We start from the raw sequence: 18,127 nt of genomic DNA, 5'->3' as shown, positions 1-18,127 counted from the left end.
GACCGGAGCCCTCCCGCATGGCCAGCAAACCCACACGCACCGCCCCATTCGCGGCCTTTGAATGGATGATCGCATGGCGCTACCTGCGCGCCCGCCGCGCCGAGGGCGGGGTGAGCGTCATGACGTGGATCAGCCTGATCGGTATTACGCTCGCGGTCTTCGCACTGATTGCCACGCTGTCGGTCCGCTCGGGATTCCGGGCTGAATTCGTCGATACGATCCTCGGGGCCAATGCCCATGTCACCGTCTACACGATGGGCGAGGTGCAGGAAAACGGCCAGATCGACCGCACCATCGCCAACTATACCGAGATGGCCGCCGAGGTCGCGAAAGTGCCCGGCGTGACCCGCGTGGCCCCCTTGGTGCGCCAGCAGGTCATGGCGAACCGGCGTCAGTCCAACGCAGGGGTTGAGGTCTTTGGCATCGCGTCGGATGATCTGATGACCATCCCCGGCATCCAGCCATCAGAGCGTTCCTTCGGCGATATTGGCCGGTTCGAGGAAGGCATCGCCATCGGCAGCGGTGTGGCGCAAAGCTTGGGCGTGGATGTCGGCGATACGATCAAGCTGATCTCTCCCAATGGGGTGAAGACGGCCTTTGGCACCAGCCCGCGTGTGAACGGCTATGAGGTGGTCTATGTCTTTTCCGCTGGGCGGTATGACATCGACAAGACAAGGGTCTATCTGCCGATTGCCGAGGCGCAGAGCTTTTTCAACCGCGAGGGCGTGGCGGATGAGCTGGAGGTTATGGTCGAAGACCCCGAGAGCGTTGACGCCATGGCGCGGGCATTGATGCAGGCCGCAGGTGATCGGGCGCAGGTCTGGACATGGCGCGATGCGTCCGGCTCGTTCCTCTCGGCGCTGGATATTGAGGACCGGGTGATGTTCGTGATCCTCTCGGTGCTGGTGCTGATCGCCGCGATGAACATCGTCTCGGGGCTGATCATGCTGGTCAAGAATAAGGGCCGCGACATTGGTATTCTGCGCACCATGGGGCTGTCCGAAGGCTCGGTCCTGCGGGTGTTCTTTATCTGCGGCGCGTTCACGGGAATCATCGGCACCGCCGCAGGCGTGGTGCTGGGGGTGCTCTTTGCGATCTATGTCGACCAGATTTTCGCCTTTGTGAACTACCTCAGCGGCGGCAATGCTTGGGATGCCTCGATCCGGGGCATCTACTTCTTGCCCGCGAAACTGCAACTGGGCGATGTGCTCTCTGCCGTGGGGCTGTCGCTTGGCCTTAGCTTTGTCGTGACGATTTTCCCCGCCCGCCGTGCGGCGCGGATGAACCCTGTGGAGGCCCTGCGCTATGAATGATCCCGTCCTGCGCCTGAGCGGCATTTCCAAGGCCTATAACCCCGGCGCGCCGAATGAGGTCCAGGTGCTCCGTGGCATTGACCTGACGGTCGCGCCCGGTGAAGTCGTGGCACTGGTTGCCCCTTCGGGCGCGGGCAAGTCGACCCTGCTGCATATCGCGGGGCTGCTGGATACGGCTGACAGCGGTACGGTTGAGATCGCGGGCGATGACCTCACGGGGCAGAGCGACCGCAAGCGCACCGGCGTGCGCCGGGCGGATGTGGGCTTCATCTATCAGTTCCACCACCTGCTGCCGGAGTTCACGGCGCTGGAAAACATCGTGCTGCCGCAGCTTGCCAATGGCGTGGCCCGCAAGGCGGCAGAGGCGCGGGCGCGTGATCTGCTGGCACAGGTCGGCATCGCCGAGCGGGCCGACCACCGCCCCGCCGCCATGTCGGGTGGTGAGCAGCAGCGGGTGGCCTTCTGCCGTGCGCTGGCCAATGAACCGCGCCTGCTGTTGGCGGACGAGCCGACGGGCAACCTCGATCCCTCGACCTCGGATCAAGTCTTTGCCGCGCTGATGGCGCTGGTGCGCGGCACGGGGCTTTCGGCGGTGATCGCCACGCATAACCTCGAACTGGCCGCGCGGATGGACCGACAGATCCGGCTTGAGGCGGGGCAGTTGGTGCCGGTCTAAATCAGCCGCAGATATTGTCGAGCTCGACCCCATCCCAAGGCAGGCCCACGTCATAGGGGCGGCTTTGGGGCAGAGGGGCCACGGGCATGACCTCGGACAACATCGAATGCAACCGCTTGGTGCGCGACGCCTGCGGGTCGAGCGCGCGGCAGCAGACGAATTCCTCGACGATAGAGCCCTGCTGCTCATAACCGAAGTCGAGGAAGCGCGGCTGGGTGTCGACTTCGAAGAGGTAGGGGTCCGGGCTGGTGAACTGCTCCGAGGCCGCGCGCAGCGGCGAGTAGCCGGTAAGCTTGCGGTTCTGCCATTGCCAGACATGGGTGACCTCATGCGCCAGCAGCATCGCGGCGATCAGCCCGATGCGGTCAGGGTGATCGGGGAGGTAGTCTTCGAGGTACCAGTCCTTGTCGAAAAGCAGGTTATTGAACAGCGCCACGGCGGCGGGTTTGGAGGTGACGGTATCGCCCTCTTGCGGCGGCAGGATGCGCTCGCGGCAAGTGGTGCGCGGGCGCGGCTTGCGGGTGAAGGTGACGGCGCGGGTCGGGGCCCCGTCGTGCAAGCGCACGCGGTCGTAGTCGACGGATGTGCCGTGAATGGTGGCGAGATAGGCGCGCTCGTTCTCCGTCAGCGGACGGCCGCAGGCGGTGAGGAGAAGGAGAAGGAGGAGGGCGCGGATCATGGGGGGAGTTAGGACCGGTGTGGGCGGGGGATCAAGGGGGAAGTTGGGTGTGCAAAGGCGAACGGTGCAGGTAACTGCTGTCGCGGTCCCGAGCTATCGTTGTGTGGAAGCCCCTTCCCCATGGGGGGAAGGGAAGGGGCTATGCGCCAAAGGCGCATGGGATACGGAACAGATGTGGCTGGGGGGCGTGCTCTAGAATCCCCACCCCGTATCTACTCTTTTTTTGCGCGAGTTAGAAAATGGTCGGCTAGTTCCCTCAGCGCGGCTTCTTCCTTAACATGAACTTTCGCGTTCGATAAAAGCCAATCCAAGTCAGTTTTGGCTTCGTCGTCTCCAAAAAGTGCTGCGTTTGACCTACGGATTGGCCAAGGATTTTTTCTGACAGAAAAACCACCAATCAAAGGGTGATCATGGGAGAAATACTTAGGAAAAAATTCGATATTCTGGAAAGAAATAGTGGTTGCTAGCTGAAGTCTGTTTCTATTGCTGGGGCCATCCAAGCTCGGAAACTCCGCTGCAAAGGTCTCTTCTAAGGTTCCCGCCTCATCTGGTTCTTGGCTTTCGAGGAGGTTTTTTCTGGCGGGGCGACCTGCAAGCTCTCTTAGGAGAATGAACAACGCATCTAGCATATGCACTTCATTGAAAAATGCTTTGGTAACTTGAGCGTTTCTATACCGGATGTGTGCGGTGCCGTTCTCCTGAAAACGGTACACGACTTCTTCAATGGGAGTAGGACGTAGACCGTCAGTAAATTTCGACGAATAGATTTTCCCGAAGGCAAGGAGGTTTGCACCTTTAGCGGTTCTGAAGGTAGCCTACCATCTTCGATCAGTTTGCTCAGTAAGACGGTAAACTGGTGCCCGTCTCCCTTACGACTTAAAGGGATACGACAATTCAGCGTGATCGCTTTCAACGACTTCTCTATGGTTTGCGCCGCACTCCAGCAAAATTGATGAAGTCTAGCGTTTTGTGCGGCCCATCTTGCGACAAGATAATCTTCTTCGGCGCTATCGAGAAAGTAGGCGTTGACGACCGACTGCGCTATTGGGTGTAGCCCGTTTTCCCTCAAACATCCAACTCCTCCACAAACTGCGCGTTCTGCTGAATATACGCAAACCGCATCTCCGGCTTCTTCCCCATCAGCCGCTCCACCAGATCCCCGGTCTCACCCGGCACGTCCTCGTCCACAGTCACGCGGATCAGCTTGCGGGTCTCGGGGTCCATCGTGGTCTCTTTCAGGTCCTTCGCGTCCATTTCACCCAGACCCTTGAAGCGGCTGACATCGATCTTGCCTTTCCCGCCGAGACCCTTCTCGAGCCACATGTTTTTCTCTGCCTCATCAAGGCAATAGACCCGTTTCGCCCCCTGCGTCAGGCGGAACAGCGGCGGGCAGGCGAGGTACAGATGCCCCGCGTCGATCAGCGGGCGCATTTGGGTGAAGAAAAACGTCATCAACAGCGACGCGATATGCGCGCCGTCGACGTCGGCGTCGGTCATGATAATGATCTTGTCATAGCGCAGATCGTCGAGGTTGAATTTCGTGCCCATGCCGACGCCAAGCGCTTCGCAGAGGTCGTTAATCTCAGCGTTGGTGGTGATCTTGCTGGAGGCTGCCCCGAGCACGTTCAGGATTTTACCCTTTAGCGGCAGCAGCGCCTGCGTATTGCGGTTGCGCGCGCCCTTGCCAGAACCGCCCGCCGAGTCGCCCTCGACGATGAACAACTCGGTGCCTTCGCGGGTCTTGCTGGTGCAGTCGGTCAGCTTGCCGGGCAGACGCAGCTTCTTGGTAGCTGATTTGCGGGCGGTTTCCTTTTCCTGCTTGCGGCGCATCCGTTCCTCGGCGCGCAGGACGAGGAAATCGAGGATCGCACCGGCGGATTTCGTGTCTGCCGCCAGCCAGTTGTCAAAGTGGTCGCGCACGGCGTTCTCAACCAAACGTGCGGCCTCGGTCGTGGCGAGGCGGTCTTTGGTCTGGCCCACGAATTCTGGCTCGCGGATGAAGCAAGACACCAGCGCGCAGCCGCCCGTAATCAGGTCTTCGCGGGTGATGTCCTTGGCCTTGCGGTTGTTCGCCAGCTCGCCGTAGGCCCGGATGCCCTTGAGGATCGCGGCCCAGAAGCCGCCCTCATGTGTGCCGCCTTCGGGCGTGGGCACGGTGTTACAGTAGGACTGGATGAAGCCGTCGCGGGCAGGGGTCCAGTTGATCGCCCATTCCACCTTGCCCGGCACGCCAAAACGCTCTTGGAACTCGACCGTACCGGCAAAGGGGTTCTCGGCATAGGTGGTTGATTTGCCCAAGGTTTCGCGCAGGTAATCAGCCAGACCGCCGGGGAAATGAAAGGTCGCCTCCATCGGCGTGTCGCCGTCTTCGATCTCAGATTTCCAGCGGATTTCGACGCCGGAGAAGAGATAGGCTTTGGAGCGAACCATCTTGAGCAGGCGGGAAGGCTTGAAACGGTGGGCGCCGAAAATCTGTTCATCCGCGTGGAAATTCACTGTGGTGCCGCGCCGGTTGGGCGCCGCGCCGATCTTCTCCACCGGGCCTTGCGGGATGCCGCGTGAAAACCGCTGCTCGAACAACTCGCGGTTGCGCGCGACCTGCACCACCATCGAATCCGACAGCGCGTTAACCACCGAGGCCCCAACGCCATGCAGACCGCCCGAGGTCTGATAGGCCTTGCCCGAGAACTTGCCGCCTGCGTGCAACGTGCAGAGGATCACCTCAAGCGCGGATTTGTCTGGAAACTTGGGGTGCGGGTCAATCGGAATGCCGCGGCCGTTGTCGCGAATGGTGACCGAATAATCGGCGTTCAACTCCACCTCGATCCGGTTGGCATGGCCCGCCACCGCTTCGTCCATTGAGTTGTCGAGCACTTCGGCCACGAGGTGGTGCAGGGCGCGTTCATCGGTGCCGCCGATATACATGCCGGGGCGTTTGCGGACGGGCTCCAGCCCTTCCAGCACTTCGATGGAGGAGGCGTCATAATCTGTGGGTTCTTGGCCGGAAAGAAGATCGGTCATGCGGGCCTGCTCTTTGTTTATGGGTGGGGGTCATTTTGACAGGGCCGCGCGCCGGGGGCAATCGCGGGTTTGTCTTGTCGGGCGGATTTAACCCGGTCAGCTGGCTTTGGCGCGCAGCCAATCAGCAAGGGTCTCTTCGTCGATGCGGCCTTGGGCCACTTCGCGGATCAGGTCGCCTGCCTCGATGGTGTCGTGGTCAAGTTGCACCCCATTGAGATCAAGACAGATATCGAGAACGAGATGCGCGGTTCGCTTGTTCGCGTCGTTAAAGACATGCCCAGTGGCAACCGCCACGCAATAAGCCGCAGCGAGGTCAAAGACATCTTCGATCATGCCGTAGACCAGTCGGTTGTCGACCCGTGCCAGCGCTCCTTCGAGCGATTTGTCCAAGGCCATGCCGGCCAACTCACCAGAGTTTAACGCGGAATCGTGGATCCTGACAACGAGTTCAGGTGAAAGCAGCACATAGGTCATTTATCTTTGAGATAGTCCAGAACCGGCTGATTGATGTGCTTTCTGCGGGCAATGCTCTCCATCACCTCATCCAGTGTGGCCACGCGCGGCTCCTCCTGCAGGGTCGCCTCAGCCGGTACGAAATACCCCACACAGCGCGAATTCTTCATCACTGCGACGGGCTTGCCGCCAGAGCGTTCCAACACTTTATGCGGTTCGCGCATTTCGGTCATGGTGGCGATGTGGTTGGTATGGATGCGGGTCATGGCGTGGCTCCTGAATGCATATCTGAATATACATTCTTTCGCCCATTTTACAAGGGCCGCGTCCCGCACCAGTCGAGGATAGCCTGTGCTACAACCGATGGTTTTTGGTGGTGCAACCAGTGGTCCGCGCCTTCTACCTCAATCCGGGTGAGGTCTGGCGCAAAGGTTTCCAGCCCCGCGGTGGCTTCGGGCAAAAGGGCGGTATCCTCGACCCCCCAGATCAGCAGATGCGGGCAGTTCACGCGCAAACGTTCAACCGGGAATTCTGGCAGGTCGCGCAGGGGCTTGCCGGGGGCCGCGACTTGCAGGGGGGAGGCGCGATACCAGTTGATCATCGCCCTTAGCCGCCCGGGACGCCCCCATTCCGAACGGTAATCCTCAAGCCGCTCTGTGGTCAGCCAACTCAGGTCCATATGCGTCGAAAAGAGCTTTAGCAGCCCGGCGAAATCGTCTTTGGCCAGCCTCACCGCGCTGCCTTCGGCGCGCAGCGCATTGATATATTGCGAGGCGCGGGACTGCGCACCGCCTGCGGCCATGGCACGTTGAAAAGGCACGGGATGCACACCGTTGAGAATGATCAGCCGGGCCACCAATTCGGGCCGGAACATCGCCAGTGCGTAGCCCACCGAAGCACCCCAGTCATGCGCCAAAACCGTCACCGGCCTGTCTCTGATCAACGCGGCCATATCGGCCATGAGATGGGCCATGGCATAGGGCTCAATCCCCTCGGGTGCGCTGCTTTGGCCATAGCCGCGCTGGTCAGGAGCGATACAATGAAAATGGGGGAAAAGCTGCGCGGCCAAATCGGCCCATGCGCCGCCATATTCGGGAAAACCATGCAGCATCAACAGCGGCGGAAGGCTTTCATCGCTCCAGTGGCGGATGAAAATCTCTTGGCCGTTCAATTGGCGGGTTTCGGTCCGTGTAGGTTCCATCGCGATCCCTCCTGCATCCAGCTTTGCCGTTAAGGGCCGCAGACGCAAGGAATTCATGACCAAAACGAGGCCGCAAGCCCACGCAAACCCATGCCAGAGCGCAAAAACCGGCCTTTCCCTTTGCAGCGGCCCGGCGTAAGGCTTGCCCATGACCAAAGTAATGACCAACCGCAATCACGTCCGGGCGATCCTGACGCTTGGCCTGCCGCTGATCGGCGGACATCTGGCACAGATGGCGATCGGCGTGACCGATACGGTCATGCTGGGCTGGTATTCGGTCGAGGCGCTGGCAGCGGTTGTTCTGGGCAGCACCTATTTCTTCGTGCTGTTTATCTTCGGTTCGGGCTTTGCCATGGCGGTGATGCCGCTGGTGGCCGCCTATGACGCCGAGGATGATGAGATTGGCCTGCGCCGCGCCACGCGCATGGGGCTGTGGCTGTCGGTGGGTTTTGCGATGATCGCGCTGCCCGCGATGATCTGGTCACCTGCGGTGCTGGACCTTCTGGGGCAGGGGCCCAACCTTGCCGATACGGCGGGGGATTACCTAAAAGTCGCGGGCTGGGGGATTGTGCCCGCGCTGCTGGTGATGGTGCTGAAATCCTACCTTGCTGCCTTGGAGCGGACGCAGGTCGTGCTGTGGATCACCCTGCTGGCGGCCGTGATCAATGCGATGGCGAACTACGCACTGATTTTCGGCAATTGGGGTGCGCCGGAGCTTGGCGTGATGGGCGCTGCCGTCGCGTCGGTCACGACGCAGTTCGTCTCGCTGATCGGGGTGGTGATCTATGTGCTGATCGCCCTGCCGCAACACAGTCTGTTCGTGAGGCTGTGGCGGGTCGATACCCAGATGCTGGTGCGGGTCTTTACGCTGGGTCTGCCGATTGGTCTGACGACGCTGAGCGAAGTCGGTCTGTTTGCGGCCTCTTCGTTGATGATGGGCTGGCTGGGGACGATCCCGCTGGCCGCGCATGGCATCGCGATCCAACTCGCCTCTCTGACCTTCATGGTGCATCTGGGGCTGAGCAATGTCGCCACGATCCGCGCGGGAAATGCCTATGGCCGCCGCGACGTGCCGCATATGAAGCGCGGGGCGGTGATCGTGACGGGGCTGTCGCTGGTCTTTGCGCTGATCACTATGGTCGGTTTCGTCGGTTGGCCCGAGCCGTTGATCTCGGTCTTTATGCAGGAGGATGAGCCAGCGCGTCTCGAAATCCTCGCCATTGGCACCGGCCTTCTGGTCATGGCCGCGCTGTTTCAACTGGTCGACGGGGCGCAGGTGGTGGCGCTTGGCCTGCTGCGCGGGGTGCAGGATACCAAGATCCCGATGGTGATGGCCGCAATCAGCTATTGGGTGGTCGGGATGCCCTGCTCCTATTTCCTTGGCTTTACGCTGGGGTTCGGAGCCATGGGCATTTGGGCCGGTCTGGTGGCCGGGCTGGGCGTCGCGGGGCTGCTGCTCAATGCGCGATTCTGGGGCGTCACGGTCAAGGCACTGGCCGGGTAACTCTCAGCCCCGATCCATCCGATCCGCCTTTTTGCGCACCAAGGTGCTGCGCAGATCATGCATTGCCAGCAACAGGTCATCGGTCACGGCGTCAAGCTCGGCATCCGTGGCACGCGATTGCACCCATTGCGTGGTGAGGTTCAGATGCTCCACCGCGCGGCGGATGTCCTCGAGCTCGCGCGCAGCAAGAGTCTCGCGGCGCGCCTTGGTCCAACGGGCAATCTCGGTCTGATCGACCTCGGTCAAACGGTGCTGCCCATGGGGCTTTACCTCTCCGTTACGGATATTGACGACGGCGATCTGCTCCATCTCGATCCGGCGCTGGCGGTTCGCGGCATCCAGCCGAAACACCGCCGCGCCATTCTCGCGGACCCTGAAGTAATAGTCGGGAAGATCGCCTGCCATGGTTCGCCTTTACGTCAGCCCGGCGCAGAAAGTCTGGATGCGTGTGCATGCCTCTTTCAGCGCCTCATCCGAGGTAGCGTAGCTGACGCGGAAATTCGGCGAAAGACCGAAGGCCGCGCCAAAGACGACCGCCACGCCGGTTTCCTCAAGCAGCGCGGTGGCAAAAGTCTCATCATCCGAGATTTTGGTGCCCGCCGCCGAGGTCTTACCGATCAGCCCGGCGATGGAGGGATAGACGTAAAACGCCCCCTCGGGCGTCGGGCAGGTGATCCCATCAATGGCCGAGAGCATCTCAACCACCAGATTGCGGCGGCGCACGAACATCTCGTTGTTTTCAGAGATGTAATCCTGCGTGCCGTTCAGTGCCTCAACCGCGGCCCACTGGCTGACCGAGCAGGGGTTCGACGTGCTTTGCGATTGAATCTTGCGCATCGCGCCGATCAGCTTTTCCGGGCCTGCGGCATAGCCGATGCGCCAGCCGGTCATGGCATAGGCTTTGGACACGCCGTTGACGGTCAGCGTCCGGTCGTAAAGCGCGGGTTCCACCTCAGCCGGGGTGCAGAACGCGAAGCCGTCATAGGCGAGGTGCTCGTACATATCGTCACTCATCACCCAGACATGCGGGTGGCGCATCAGCACGTCCGTCAGCGCCTTCAACTCATCCCGGCTGTAGCCCGCCCCGGTGGGGTTTGAGGGCGAGTTGAAGATGAACCATTTGGTTTTCGGCGTGATCGCCTCTTCCAGCGCCTCGGGGGTCAGTTTGAAGTCGTTCTCCAGCGTCGCAGGTGCGATCACCGGCGTGCCGCCCGCCAAGAGCACCATGTCGGGGTAGCTGACCCAATAGGGCGCGGGGATCACGACCTCTTCACCGGGGTTCATCGTGGCCATCAGCGCGTTGTAGAGGATCTGCTTGCCCCCGGTGCCGACGCTGACCTGCGCGGGCGTGTAATCCAGCCCGTTGTCGCGCTTGAACTTGGCGCAGATCGCCTGTTTCAACTCGGGGACGCCATCCACGGGGGTGTATTTCGTCTTGCCTGCGTTGATCGCGACGACTGCGGCGTCCTTGATATTCTGTGGCGTGTCAAAGTCCGGCTCGCCCGCGCCAAGCGCGATGATGTCGCGCCCCGCGGCCTTGAGTTCTGCCGCCTTGGTGGTGACGGCGATGGTGGGCGACGGTTTGACCCGATCAAGGGTCGCGGACAGCAGTTCCATTTCAGCCTCGGCTTGCTTATGAATATCCCCACGTTCATAGGGGGCGTCCCCGCACCCGGCAAGGGTGTCTGGCAGGAGATAAAGCATGACCGACGAGATTGACTGGTACGGCCCCGAGGCCGCCACCTTTGGCGACCGGGTCGCGGCGGCCCGCGAACAGACTGGCATGACCCAAGCGATGCTGGCCAAACGGCTGGGCGTGCGTCTGGCGACTTTGCGCGGCTGGGAAGAAGACCTGTCCGAGCCGCGCGCCAACCGGCTTTCGATGCTGGCGGGGCTGCTCAATGTCTCTATGATGTGGCTGATCAATGGCGAAGGCGAAGGGGTCGATGCCCCCGAAGCGGGCGAAACCGCGCGCCGCGTCGATCTGGAGGAAGTGCTGGCCGACATGCGTGCCCTGCGCACCGACCTGCTGAAAAAGGCCGAGACTGTCGGCAAATTGGAAAAGCGCATTCGGCGCCTTATGACGGAGCCCGCAGATGCCTGAAGTCCATGAACACCGGTTAAAACGCCTGCAAATGCGCTCCATGCGCCGGGGCATCAAAGAGATGGACCTGATCCTATCGGCCTATGCTGAGGCGCGGTTGCCGCAGATGGATGATGCGGGCCTTACGCTGTATGATCAGATGCTCAATGAGAACGACCACGACCTCTATCTTTGGGTGAGCGGGCAGGCCGAAGCGCCCGCCGAATATGCGGCATTGGTCGCGGATATTCGCGGGCAGTTGGCCGAGACGCGCGGTTAATCGCGGAAATTCTTACGGGTTTAACGAATTATTCTGATTTTTTAGCGAGTTTCCAATTCAAACAAATTGAACCGGAGATTTCGCATGAGCATTCACGATCCCGCAACACAGCCCTTGGCTGTGAAAGGTTTCATGGTCGGCTACCTTGAGTCCCTGTCTTTGGTTGAGCGGCTGCACCGCTTGCTGTTGGACGTCATCAAGGATGAGTTTGAGCGCGTTGGCGTGTTGGAAATCAACGCGGTGCAGGCGCTGCTGCTGTTCAACATCGGTGATAATGAGGTCACGGCGGGCGAGTTAAAAAGCCGTGGATATTACCAAGGCAGCAACGTGAGCTATAACCTCAAGAAGCTGGTCGAGATGGGCTATATGCACCATCAGCGTTGCGAGATTGACCGCCGTTCGGTCCGTGTACGGCTGACAGAGAGGGGGCGCTATATCCGCGATGTTGTTGCCGATCTCTTCTCACGTCATGCCGACGGGATGGAGAACAAAGGTGTACTTGGTGATGCCGGGATTGAGGATATCACCCGATCTTTGAAACGGATGGAGCGGTATTGGACAGACCAAATCCGCTATATTTACTGATCCGTGCGGGTAGGGTGGGCAAGTTGCGAGAAAGCGGTCCCATCCAATTCACGCAGCAGTTTTTCGGCCATGGCGCGGCCGTAGTCTTCAAATCCAAGTGCGGTTTGGACAAAGGCATTGGGGCCGAGCATCACCTCGGCCCGGTAGTAGGCCGCCAGCGTGCCAATCGCGGCTTGTTGGCTGTCGTCGGCGGCCGGGTCATCAACGCCGATTACCAACCCGTTGATGGTCAACCCGGGAGGGTCCGCTGCCAAACCGACGCGCAGGTCGCGGGGGCGGGGGCCGAAGTTCGAGATCCCATCACCAGAAATGTCGAGCGTGTGTTTTTGGCAGTCAGGCCGCTCTGCCAGATACTGCGCACCAAGTTGCATGGCCGCGCCGAGGGCGGTACCGGGAGATGTTTGTCGCCGCTGGGTGCTGTGCAAGCGGGCGATGGTATCATCCAGCACGTCGGCATCACTCAGCGTTGTCCACGGCAGGATCACCGCCTGATCCTCTAGGCCGCTCCATTCGTAAACCAGTAGGTCAATGGTATGCCCCGGCAGCGTTAGCAGCGCCTGCCGCACGCGGGGATCATTAAGCGCATTGGCTAAACCACCCAGTTGCAGCCGATACTCGCGCGCATCAACCGAGCCGGAGACATCCAGCCCCAAGGCAAGCGCCTGCCGACAGGCGGCATCCGCCCATTGTGGGGTGCAAAGAGTGAGACAGAAAGCAAAGGCGGCGCGGATCATCCTCTTGAGCCTTGCGTAGATGGCAGCCCACCCAAAGCAGGAGGCGATACCTCTCGGATCAGTTTGACCCGCATGGCTCGCTCAAAATCTGCAAATCCTGAAGCGATGACCATGAACGCTCCCGGCCCATGTAGCACTTGAGATTGGTAGAAGGCGATCAGACCTAACTCGCCTTCGAAATCAGCGGCATTCACGACCAGCCCATTCACGGTGATCCCTGCAAAGGGCACGTCGCGATAGGCGGTTTGGGGGCCAAACCCTTTATTGTTTTGCCCATCGCCTGCCATGTCGATCACGTGGGCATCGCAGATAGGCGCGGCGTCAAACAGCGTCGCCCCAAACCGCAGGGCATGGCCCATCGCGGTGGGCTGCCCGCTTTCGCTGCGTTGACTAGTCTCAATGATATCTGCCGCAGCCATCAGCGCGGCGGGGCGGTCAATCAACCTCCAATCTAGCACGATTTTCTGATGCGCCTCGCCTGACCATTCATAGGCTGCCAGCGCCACGGGCACATCACCGGCGAAAAAAGCCCGCGCGACCAAGGGCGCACGCAGCGCAGCGGCAAGCCCGCCGCGCTGCAAACGGTCCTCCTCTGGATCAACAGAAGAGGACACATCCAGTGCCAAAGCCAACGCAAGGCGGCAGGGCGCCGCCTGAGCGTCGGCCATTGGCGCAAGCATCAGCGCCAGCGCGGCACTGATGCAAAACCTTACCAATGGCCGATGTTTTCCATGCTGGCCCAAGGTTCCTGCACAGGTAGGGAATCGCCTTCTTGCAGCAGCTCAACCGAGATGTTGTCAGGTGAGCGAACAAAGGCCATGCGGCCTTCACGCGGGGGGCGGTTAATGGTCACGCCATTGTCTTGCAGCATTTGGCAGGTTTCGTAGATATTCTCGACCGTATAGGCGAGGTGGCCGAAATGGCGGCTGTCGCTGGGCAAGTCATCATCGCCGTCCCAGTTGTACGTCAGTTCCACATCCGCATGACCATCGGCCTGATCCGGCGGGCAGAGGAAGACCAACGTGAAACGGCCTCCCTCGTTGTCGATGCGGCGCCGCTCAACAAGGCCCAGAAGTTTGTAAAATGCGATGGAGGCGTCGAGATCCTTTACGCGCACCATCGTGTGTAGATATTTAATGGGCATCGGTGTTCCTTTGGTCTGTTGGGACGGTCAGAAAAGGGATTGAAACCCCATATTCAGACCGAAATTCTCTGTCTCAAAGCGGGTGACATTGGAATTTGTCTTCCGCGCTTCAAGGGTAAGTTTAGGAGCGAAACCGTAGGTGTCAAAGTCCGTGAACACCAAGGAGGTCGAAACAACCGCGCCCAGATCGGCACGCGGCTCGGGGCCATAAAGCGGATCGTCATATTGTTTGGCTTGCGTGCTTAAAGCGATCTGCGCGGTGGCCCCCAGTACGGGTTTGGAAAATGTATACTGCACGCCCAGTGACAGGGCGGTGTGTGTCAGCGCTGCGCTGTCGGTGTCAGTGCGCCCAATTTGGGCATTCCACGACAGCCGTCCGCCACTTTTGGTCGGACGGGCCCAATAGCTGCCCAGCGTCGCCGTCACGCCCGAGCGCAGATCACTGTCTTTGCGGTGCGAATAACCAAGTTCCGCGTTCCACGAAAAAAGGCGTTGCTGGGGCCGGAGATAGGTTTGCCGCCAGTCGATTTTGACCTCATCGGCCAGGGGGTCATTGGCAGACCATAGTCTGCCGAAGCTCAGCGACAGGGTCTGGCGCGGTGCCTCTGGACCGGTGGTGAAATCGCGCCCGATCTGTGCCTGCACCCGGCGAAAGGCGAAATCAGAGGCACTGACCCCGGTGGGCACATCGTCATCGGTAAAGACGGTGTGGCTCTCGGTCCAATTCAGGGCAACGAAATTCCGCTCCGTCTGCGTGGTGCCAAAGTTATAGCGCAGCGCCGTGTCTTGGCGCAGTACGAAGCCCGAGATTGGCACGGCGGCGGGGTTGGTAAAAATCAGCCCGCCCAACACAAACGTATTATCGCTGGGGGCACCATTGACGTTGTCGCTGGGGTCAATGCTGAAGGACAGGTTCACCGACCATGGGTTCGTCGTGCTGACATAGCGGTAATCGCGGATGGCGCGGGCGCGGGTGCGGGCATCGGGGGCCACATGCGCCGCCCGACGCAGCCAGAATTGGGCCCGTGTTTTGGCCCCGTCTGATGATAACGCCTGCGCCATGGCCATCGCAGCGCCATAGCGCTCAACCGATCGGTCGGCCGCCTGCCAGCCTTGCCGCGCGGCCTGTCGGGCGCGAGTGTTGTCGCCCAACCTACGCCGGGCATGCGCGTTAAGAATTAGGCTGGTGCTGTCTTTGGGGTCGCGGAGCACCAGCACATCGGTGATCTGGGCTGCGGCCTGTGCATGGCCGCGCGACAGCAATTGCGCGGCGGTCAGCCGCGCTGCTTCAGGCTCTAGCGTGGATTGCGCTGCGCCATGGCCCCCGACCGTCAGGCTCAGCGCAGCGGCGAGGGCCAGCTTTTGCATCATTGTGTGGCGATGAAACCGCCGACTTCACGCACTTCGGAGCCTTCGACAAAGACGATGCCCGCGATCTCGCTTCCGCCCGGTCCGGCAAAGACACCCTGCCAATTGCCGCCAGCGCCTGTCGCTTCGCCAGTGCCATCGAATTCGGTGGCGGTGGAGGTGGCGATGCCGCTGTTCTCAAAATCGATTGTCGTATCGGTGAGCGAGATATAGCCGTCCAATGCGCCGACCGACTGACCATTGGTATTATAGACTTGGCGGTTAGAGATCGACCCGCCCGCCGCGCCGCCTACATCAAAGTCGTCAAAATCGACGCGCAAATTGGCGTCACCGGTGACAAAGGTCACACCATTGTTAACGCCATCTCGCGTCGTGCGCACGGCTGCATATTCGCCATTGTAGGAGTAAATGCCGGACGAAGGAAGGTTTGGCTGATTGCCAAGCCGCTGGGCACCAGCACCGCCGTAGCCGAAATTCACATAGCGGTTGGTCCCGGCCGCGGCGACTTGTGATTGACCCGAATCCGAACGACGGAAGACCGCAAAATACTCAACCTCATTTGTGCCGGATGTTGGTACGCTTTCATAAGCGTCGAAAGAGTTGGAAAATTTTTCGGACTGGATACGCTCGTAAACATTGTCAGGATCATCAAACGGGATGTTGTTGAGCGTCAGCGTATCACTGTCAGGGTCGTAGGTGATGTTGTTCAGGGTCATCAGCTCGTTCTGATCCGTGAAATAGACGCTGTCGCTGCCTGTGTTCGTATCATCGTCGTCGTCGTCGCCGAAAGGTGCTGTGCCACCGCAGGCCGAAACCCCCAAGCCGAGCGCAAGGCCCATCCAAATCCGTGTCATACTGCTCTGCCTCGATATTTTTATGTCTTCTAGTTTTGGCGGACTGTCCCAAAGCGGCGCCCGTTCTGTCAATGTGCTTGGGCCCTGCGGGGAAACTCGGTGCGGAAGTGCAGCCCAAAAGCAATACCACGCTGCTTGAGGATAGGCACGCGGGAGGCTATGCAGAAGCAAATGCCACGATGACGAGGGTTGCCGCGTGAAACAGTACCATGATGCGCTGCGCGAAGTGCTGGAACAGGGGGTGACCTCGACCGACCGAACCGGAACGGGGACGATCTCTCATTTCGGGATGCAGCAACGTTATCGGATGGCTGATGGTTTTCCGCTGGTCACAACCAAGAAGCTGCATCTTAAATCCATCGTGCATGAACTTCTGTGGTTCCTCGCAGGGGATACCAATATCGCCTATCTCAAGGAAAACGGCGTCTCCATTTGGAACGAATGGGCGGATGAAGACGGTGACCTCGGCCCGGTCTATGGCCATCAATGGCGCCGCTTTCCGACGGTGGGGGATGCGATACCGCAACCCGACGGTACGGTGCTGCACCGCGCAGGCCAAGTTGACCAGATCGCAAAGTTGGTAGAGGCAATCCGCGCCACCCCCGACAGCCGCCGTCTGATCGTTTCAGCTTGGAACCCCGGTGAGGTTGACCAGATGGCGCTGCCGCCTTGCCATACGCTGTGGCAAGTGCGCATTGCGGGCGGCAAGCTGCATCTTCAACTCTATCAACGCTCGGCGGATATGTTTCTGGGGGTGCCATTTAATATCGCCTCTTACGCGCTGCTTTTGGAAATGTTGGCCCATGTCACTGGTTACGAACCCGGCGATTTCGTGCATTCCATGGGCGACGCGCATATCTATTCCAACCATGTAGAACAGGTGCAAACCCAGCTTGCGCGGACCCCAAAACCGCTGCCAAAACTGCGGATTGGCCGCAAGGTTAGTTCGATCTTTGATTTCCGCTATGAGGATTTCACTTTCGAGGGCTATGATCCCGATCCGGCGATCAAAGCGCCGGTGGCCGTCTGATGCTAAGCCTGATCGTCGCCCGCGCCCGCAACGGAGCCATTGGTAAAGATGGAGATATCCCGTGGTCTTTGCCCGAAGATCTGAAGTTTTTCCAACGTGAAACGACGGGTGGTGCGATCATCATGGGGCGCCGCACGTGGGAAAGCCTGCCGTTTAAACCACTGAAGAACCGCCTGAACTGCGTGGTTTCAAGTGCCGATATCGAAGGGGTGCATGTGACGCGTGACCCGCAGTCGGCCTTGGGCTACTGCGCGGCCGAGGGCTATCGCCGCGTCTATGGCATTGGCGGTGAGGGGATATACCGCGCACTTCTGCCCTTGGCGGATCGGCTTTTGGTCACCGAAGTAGATGTCGAAATTGACGATGCAGACGCCTTCTTCCCCGATTTTGATCCAGAGGAATGGGTTGAACTTGGGAACCTGTGTTTGCGTGCCGATGGCCCGCGGGCCGTTGCACGGGAGTGGCTGCGCCGCTGCTGAGAGTGGCATGAGCTCCGCGCCGGGCCGAGGCGGCGGTCGCATAGGTTAATGTCTACAAGGCGCCTCCGGGCCAACCGATGTGTTTTGACAAAACACTGGACTTGATGAATCCGTCCCGGCAAGCTTTGCTATATTGAATTTAGGTAAAGCAAATTGCGAGGATTATCATGCGTCTAACCCCAGCTATTGCAGCCGCAGTCGGGCTGTTTTCAACCGCAATGGTCGATCAGGCCGCTGCCGAGCCTAAGATCTATGCCTATCCAAGCAGCGCAAATTACTGTCCGACTGGCTTGCAGCCCATCACCATTTCGGGTGTCATCTGCTGCGGTACCCCGAACCAAACCATGACATATGCCGAGGTCAAATCCCATCCTGTGGTTCGCCGCCACCGTGTCGCGACACCGCGCCGCTCGGCCCGCGTCCCTTGCCCTGAGGGAACAAAGGGCTGTTCGTATAATTGACAGACTATGCAACACCCGGCGCGGAACGCCGGGTGTTCTTTTGCAAAATCTTGGCTAGAGCAGGGCGAGATCGGTTGCCATTTGCCGGCCATCGCGCCCTTCTATCAGTTCAAAACTGACCTTCTGGTCGTCCGCCAGTCCGGTCAAGCCGGAGCGTTCAACAGCTGAGATGTGAACGAATACATCGTTACCGCCGCTCTCCGGGGCGATGAATCCGTAGCCTTTGGTGGTGTTAAACCATTTCACGGTGCCAGTTGGCATA

23 protein-coding genes are annotated in these 18,127 nt (G+C 60.0%); 9 read left to right on the top strand and 14 right to left on the bottom strand.

Annotated elements, in window-relative coordinates; genetic code table 11:
• The first annotated feature begins 17 nt into the window (after positions 1 to 17).
• Positions 18 to 1,313 (top strand): lipoprotein-releasing ABC transporter permease subunit, encoded by a 1,296-nt coding sequence (locus tag BM229_RS06430; RefSeq protein ID WP_243262559.1) that lies wholly within the window; start codon positions 18 to 20, stop codon positions 1,311 to 1,313.
• Positions 1,306 to 1,989 (top strand): ABC transporter ATP-binding protein, encoded by a 684-nt coding sequence (locus tag BM229_RS06425; RefSeq protein WP_093926790.1) that lies wholly within the window; start codon positions 1,306 to 1,308, stop codon positions 1,987 to 1,989. Before BM229_RS06430 ends, BM229_RS06425 begins: the two co-directional genes overlap by 8 nt.
• 1 nt (position 1,990) lies before the next feature.
• Here the strand turns inward: BM229_RS06425 and BM229_RS06420 are convergent, their stop codons facing one another.
• The 6 genes from BM229_RS06420 to BM229_RS06395 all read right to left on the bottom strand — a co-directional run bounded on the left by BM229_RS06420 (position 1,991) and on the right by BM229_RS06395 (position 7,343).
• On the bottom strand, positions 1,991 to 2,668 hold the full coding sequence (locus tag BM229_RS06420; RefSeq protein WP_093926789.1) for a hypothetical protein: 678 nt from the start codon (positions 2,666 to 2,668) through the stop codon (positions 1,991 to 1,993).
• Between the two features lie 212 nt (positions 2,669 to 2,880).
• A complete protein-coding gene (locus tag BM229_RS06415) occupies positions 2,881 to 3,381 on the bottom strand; it encodes a hypothetical protein (protein WP_139226264.1) in 501 nt (166 codons plus the stop codon).
• 352 nt (positions 3,382 to 3,733) lie between these two features.
• Complete coding sequence (parE, locus tag BM229_RS06410; protein WP_093926787.1) at positions 3,734 to 5,689, bottom strand: DNA topoisomerase IV subunit B; 1,956 nt, start codon at positions 5,687 to 5,689, stop codon at positions 3,734 to 3,736.
• A 96-nt stretch (positions 5,690 to 5,785) separates the two neighbouring features.
• Complete coding sequence (locus tag BM229_RS06405) at positions 5,786 to 6,163, bottom strand: type II toxin-antitoxin system death-on-curing family toxin (protein WP_093926786.1); 378 nt, start codon at positions 6,161 to 6,163, stop codon at positions 5,786 to 5,788.
• Positions 6,160 to 6,408 carry a hypothetical protein gene (locus BM229_RS06400; RefSeq protein WP_093926785.1) on the bottom strand — a complete coding sequence of 83 codons (249 nt, stop codon included), beginning with the start codon at positions 6,406 to 6,408 and terminating at the stop codon, positions 6,160 to 6,162. The genes BM229_RS06405 and BM229_RS06400 overlap by 4 nt, the downstream gene beginning before the upstream one ends.
• Before the next feature lie 47 nt (positions 6,409 to 6,455).
• Positions 6,456 to 7,343: an alpha/beta fold hydrolase gene (locus BM229_RS06395; RefSeq protein WP_093926784.1), complete on the bottom strand. Its 888-nt coding sequence runs from the start codon at positions 7,341 to 7,343 to the stop codon at positions 6,456 to 6,458.
• A 148-nt stretch (positions 7,344 to 7,491) separates the two neighbouring features.
• On the opposite strand from BM229_RS06395, the gene BM229_RS06390 reads away from it, so the two are divergent.
• Positions 7,492 to 8,847: an MATE family efflux transporter gene (locus BM229_RS06390; protein WP_093926783.1), complete on the top strand. Its 1,356-nt coding sequence runs from the start codon at positions 7,492 to 7,494 to the stop codon at positions 8,845 to 8,847.
• A 3-nt stretch (positions 8,848 to 8,850) separates the two neighbouring features.
• Here the strand turns inward: BM229_RS06390 and BM229_RS06385 are convergent, their stop codons facing one another.
• Together BM229_RS06385 and BM229_RS06380 are read right to left on the bottom strand one after the other, a co-directional pair.
• Positions 8,851 to 9,252: a hypothetical protein gene (locus BM229_RS06385; protein ID WP_093926782.1), complete on the bottom strand. Its 402-nt coding sequence runs from the start codon at positions 9,250 to 9,252 to the stop codon at positions 8,851 to 8,853.
• A 9-nt stretch (positions 9,253 to 9,261) separates the two neighbouring features.
• On the bottom strand, positions 9,262 to 10,464 hold the full coding sequence (locus BM229_RS06380; RefSeq protein ID WP_093927242.1) for a pyridoxal phosphate-dependent aminotransferase: 1,203 nt from the start codon (positions 10,462 to 10,464) through the stop codon (positions 9,262 to 9,264).
• A gap of 85 nt (positions 10,465 to 10,549) precedes the next feature.
• Between BM229_RS06380 and BM229_RS06375 the strand changes: the two genes are divergently transcribed.
• From BM229_RS06375 to BM229_RS06365, 3 genes are all read left to right on the top strand, one after another.
• Entirely contained in the window at positions 10,550 to 10,951 is a 402-nt protein-coding gene (locus tag BM229_RS06375; protein WP_093926781.1) for a helix-turn-helix domain-containing protein, read from the top strand.
• Positions 10,944 to 11,210 carry a succinate dehydrogenase assembly factor 2 gene (locus BM229_RS06370; RefSeq protein ID WP_093926780.1) on the top strand — a complete coding sequence of 89 codons (267 nt, stop codon included), beginning with the start codon at positions 10,944 to 10,946 and terminating at the stop codon, positions 11,208 to 11,210. The genes BM229_RS06375 and BM229_RS06370 overlap by 8 nt, the downstream gene beginning before the upstream one ends.
• A gap of 84 nt (positions 11,211 to 11,294) precedes the next feature.
• A complete protein-coding gene (locus tag BM229_RS06365) occupies positions 11,295 to 11,795 on the top strand; it encodes a MarR family winged helix-turn-helix transcriptional regulator (RefSeq protein WP_093926779.1) in 501 nt (166 codons plus the stop codon).
• Here BM229_RS06365 and BM229_RS06360 read toward each other — a convergent pair.
• The 5 genes from BM229_RS06360 to BM229_RS06340 are packed head-to-tail and all read right to left on the bottom strand — an operon-like array spanning position 11,789 to position 15,895.
• Positions 11,789 to 12,529, bottom strand: a complete 741-nt coding sequence (locus BM229_RS06360; RefSeq protein ID WP_093926778.1) for a DUF1194 domain-containing protein — start codon at positions 12,527 to 12,529, stop codon at positions 11,789 to 11,791. The two genes, BM229_RS06365 and BM229_RS06360, sit on opposite strands and share 7 nt — an antisense overlap.
• A complete protein-coding gene (locus BM229_RS06355) occupies positions 12,526 to 13,197 on the bottom strand; it encodes a DUF1194 domain-containing protein (RefSeq protein WP_244152126.1) in 672 nt (223 codons plus the stop codon). Before BM229_RS06355 ends, BM229_RS06360 begins: the two co-directional genes overlap by 4 nt.
• 41 nt (positions 13,198 to 13,238) lie before the next feature.
• Complete coding sequence (locus BM229_RS06350) at positions 13,239 to 13,673, bottom strand: VOC family protein (protein WP_093926777.1); 435 nt, start codon at positions 13,671 to 13,673, stop codon at positions 13,239 to 13,241.
• A gap of 27 nt (positions 13,674 to 13,700) precedes the next feature.
• The gene (locus BM229_RS06345; protein WP_093926776.1) at positions 13,701 to 15,044 is read right to left on the bottom strand and encodes a surface lipoprotein assembly modifier; all 1,344 of its coding nucleotides are present in this window, start codon (positions 15,042 to 15,044) and stop codon (positions 13,701 to 13,703) included.
• Positions 15,041 to 15,895: a hypothetical protein gene (locus tag BM229_RS06340; RefSeq protein ID WP_093926775.1), complete on the bottom strand. Its 855-nt coding sequence runs from the start codon at positions 15,893 to 15,895 to the stop codon at positions 15,041 to 15,043. Before BM229_RS06340 ends, BM229_RS06345 begins: the two co-directional genes overlap by 4 nt.
• Before the next feature lie 196 nt (positions 15,896 to 16,091).
• Between BM229_RS06340 and BM229_RS06335 the strand changes: the two genes are divergently transcribed.
• The 3 genes from BM229_RS06335 (at position 16,092) to BM229_RS06325 (ending at position 17,865) form a co-directional block, all read left to right on the top strand.
• On the top strand, positions 16,092 to 16,925 hold the full coding sequence (locus tag BM229_RS06335; protein ID WP_093926774.1) for a thymidylate synthase: 834 nt from the start codon (positions 16,092 to 16,094) through the stop codon (positions 16,923 to 16,925).
• Positions 16,925 to 17,404 (top strand): dihydrofolate reductase, encoded by a 480-nt coding sequence (locus BM229_RS06330; protein WP_093926773.1) that lies wholly within the window; start codon positions 16,925 to 16,927, stop codon positions 17,402 to 17,404. The genes BM229_RS06335 and BM229_RS06330 overlap by 1 nt, the downstream gene beginning before the upstream one ends.
• A 167-nt stretch (positions 17,405 to 17,571) precedes the next feature.
• The gene (locus tag BM229_RS06325) at positions 17,572 to 17,865 is read left to right on the top strand and encodes a hypothetical protein (protein ID WP_244152125.1); all 294 of its coding nucleotides are present in this window, start codon (positions 17,572 to 17,574) and stop codon (positions 17,863 to 17,865) included.
• Between the two features lie 54 nt (positions 17,866 to 17,919).
• On the opposite strand, the gene BM229_RS06320 is transcribed toward BM229_RS06325, so the two are convergent.
• Positions 17,920 to 18,126 carry a cold-shock protein gene (locus BM229_RS06320; RefSeq protein ID WP_093926772.1) on the bottom strand — a complete coding sequence of 69 codons (207 nt, stop codon included), beginning with the start codon at positions 18,124 to 18,126 and terminating at the stop codon, positions 17,920 to 17,922.
• Between the last annotated feature and the right edge of the window lies 1 nt (position 18,127).

The sequence above is a fragment of the Sulfitobacter dubius genome, from assembly GCF_900113435.1.
Classification (GTDB): domain Bacteria; phylum Pseudomonadota; class Alphaproteobacteria; order Rhodobacterales; family Rhodobacteraceae; genus Sulfitobacter; species Sulfitobacter dubius.
This window is presented reverse-complemented; position numbering and strand designations above follow the sequence as displayed.

Excerpts from the sequence above, each read along its gene's own strand:
- BM229_RS06405 (WP_093926786.1), bottom strand. The coding sequence starts at position 6,163 with ATGACCTATGTGCTGCTTTCACCTGAACTCGTTGTCAGGATCCACGAT.
- BM229_RS06385 (WP_093926782.1), bottom strand. The coding sequence starts at position 9,252 with ATGGCAGGCGATCTTCCCGACTATTACTTCAGGGTCCGCGAGAATGGC.
- BM229_RS06370 (WP_093926780.1), top strand. The coding sequence starts at position 10,944 with ATGCCTGAAGTCCATGAACACCGGTTAAAACGCCTGCAAATGCGCTCC.
- BM229_RS06420 (WP_093926789.1), bottom strand. The coding sequence starts at position 2,668 with ATGATCCGCGCCCTCCTCCTTCTCCTTCTCCTCACCGCCTGCGGCCGT.
- BM229_RS06400 (WP_093926785.1), bottom strand. The coding sequence starts at position 6,408 with ATGACCCGCATCCATACCAACCACATCGCCACCATGACCGAAATGCGC.
- BM229_RS06375 (WP_093926781.1), top strand. The coding sequence starts at position 10,550 with ATGACCGACGAGATTGACTGGTACGGCCCCGAGGCCGCCACCTTTGGC.
- BM229_RS06340 (WP_093926775.1), bottom strand. The coding sequence starts at position 15,895 with ATGACACGGATTTGGATGGGCCTTGCGCTCGGCTTGGGGGTTTCGGCC.
- BM229_RS06350 (WP_093926777.1), bottom strand. The coding sequence starts at position 13,673 with ATGCCCATTAAATATCTACACACGATGGTGCGCGTAAAGGATCTCGAC.
- BM229_RS06430 (WP_243262559.1), top strand. The coding sequence starts at position 18 with ATGGCCAGCAAACCCACACGCACCGCCCCATTCGCGGCCTTTGAATGG.
- parE (WP_093926787.1), bottom strand. The coding sequence starts at position 5,689 with ATGACCGATCTTCTTTCCGGCCAAGAACCCACAGATTATGACGCCTCC.
- BM229_RS06390 (WP_093926783.1), top strand. The coding sequence starts at position 7,492 with ATGACCAAAGTAATGACCAACCGCAATCACGTCCGGGCGATCCTGACG.
- BM229_RS06355 (WP_244152126.1), bottom strand. The coding sequence starts at position 13,197 with ATGGCCGACGCTCAGGCGGCGCCCTGCCGCCTTGCGTTGGCTTTGGCA.
- BM229_RS06325 (WP_244152125.1), top strand. The coding sequence starts at position 17,572 with ATGCGTCTAACCCCAGCTATTGCAGCCGCAGTCGGGCTGTTTTCAACC.
- BM229_RS06320 (WP_093926772.1), bottom strand. The coding sequence starts at position 18,126 with ATGCCAACTGGCACCGTGAAATGGTTTAACACCACCAAAGGCTACGGA.
- BM229_RS06330 (WP_093926773.1), top strand. The coding sequence starts at position 16,925 with ATGCTAAGCCTGATCGTCGCCCGCGCCCGCAACGGAGCCATTGGTAAA.
- BM229_RS06365 (WP_093926779.1), top strand. The coding sequence starts at position 11,295 with ATGAGCATTCACGATCCCGCAACACAGCCCTTGGCTGTGAAAGGTTTC.
- BM229_RS06380 (WP_093927242.1), bottom strand. The coding sequence starts at position 10,464 with ATGGAACTGCTGTCCGCGACCCTTGATCGGGTCAAACCGTCGCCCACC.
- BM229_RS06425 (WP_093926790.1), top strand. The coding sequence starts at position 1,306 with ATGAATGATCCCGTCCTGCGCCTGAGCGGCATTTCCAAGGCCTATAAC.
- BM229_RS06395 (WP_093926784.1), bottom strand. The coding sequence starts at position 7,343 with ATGGAACCTACACGGACCGAAACCCGCCAATTGAACGGCCAAGAGATT.
- BM229_RS06360 (WP_093926778.1), bottom strand. The coding sequence starts at position 12,529 with ATGATCCGCGCCGCCTTTGCTTTCTGTCTCACTCTTTGCACCCCACAA.
- BM229_RS06345 (WP_093926776.1), bottom strand. The coding sequence starts at position 15,044 with ATGATGCAAAAGCTGGCCCTCGCCGCTGCGCTGAGCCTGACGGTCGGG.